The organism is Aurantimonas sp. A3-2-R12, assembly GCF_036016755.1.
Lineage (GTDB): Bacteria > Pseudomonadota > Alphaproteobacteria > Rhizobiales > Rhizobiaceae > Aurantimonas > Aurantimonas coralicida_A.
Genome location: NZ_JAYXIH010000128.1, coordinates 1 through 1012, shown reverse-complemented (window position 1 = coordinate 1012; position 1012 = coordinate 1). Strand labels below are relative to the sequence as shown.

Here is a 1012-nt window from a genome sequence, read left to right as displayed (position 1 = left end):
ATACCAACGGGCGCTGATCAAGACCCATGCGCCCACTCTCGCATTCCGATGGACGTGATTTTCCAGGGCTGATCGACGAGCTTGTTCCAAGCTGCGCAGCAGTGGGCGACGATGTCGTCGTAGTCGATGAAGATACGGTTCGACAGCCAGTTGCCGCGCATAAACTGCCAGACATTCTCGACCGGGTTCAGTTCCGGCGCCTTGGACGGCAGGAATAGGAGAGTGATGTTGGCCGGCACCGTCAGCTTCGGCGTGGTGTGCCAGCCGGCTTGGTCGAGGATGAGCACAGCATGAGCGCCGGGATCGACGGCGAGGCTGATCTCCTTGAGATGCTCGTTCATGGCGGCGGTGTCGCAGTAGGGTAGGACGAGGCCGGCGCCCTTGCCCTTTTTGGGGCAGATGGCTCCGAAGATGTAGGCCCACATGGTACGTTGATCGCTCGGAGCCGAAGGCCGCGTGCCACGTTTGGCCCAGCGCCGCGTGACCTTATTCTTCTGCCCTATCCGGGCTTCGTCAGCCCACCAGAGTTCGATCTCGGTGCCCTCCGGGAGCCTTGCCTGGATTGCTGCCAGTTCGGCCGGGAAGCTTTTTTAAAATCCTCGAGTTCGAACTCGTTCTGGGCATGATGGCGCGGCCGGACTGACAGTTTGGCAAAGCCCATGGATCGCAATTCGCGCCCGACCGTCGTCTCGTCGACCTCGATGCGGAATTCCTCGAAGATCCAGCGCACGAGATCCTTACGCCGCCAGCGAACCACGTCGTGGATCGCAGGGATCGGCCCTTTCTCGACGATTGCCGCCAGAGCTTGGCGCTGTTCGTCGTTCAGCTTCGGCCGGTTGCCCGGCGCCTTGCCGGTGATCAGGCCGGAAGGGCCGCGAGCGTTGAAGCGCAGAACCCAGTCGCGGATGATCTGCAAGGTGACGCCGCCGATCCGGGCCGCGTCATTGCGCGAGCCGCCATCGTAAATCTCGGCCAGCGCCAGCAAGCGCCGAGCCTGAGCCGCATCCTTCGT

Annotated in this window: 1 protein-coding gene; it reads right to left on the bottom strand. The window is 62.5% G+C overall.

Annotated features, from left to right (window positions below; all coding sequences use genetic code 11):
• Positions 1-17 precede the first annotated feature (17 nt).
• Positions 18-1012 (bottom strand): IS630 family transposase gene (locus VSX60_RS22365; protein ID WP_327626436.1). Its coding sequence is split into 2 segments (ribosomal slippage), with 996 coding nucleotides annotated over them: positions 18-586 and positions 586-1012; the frame shifts between segments, so codons are not numbered across the junction. This gene is flagged as partial in the annotation.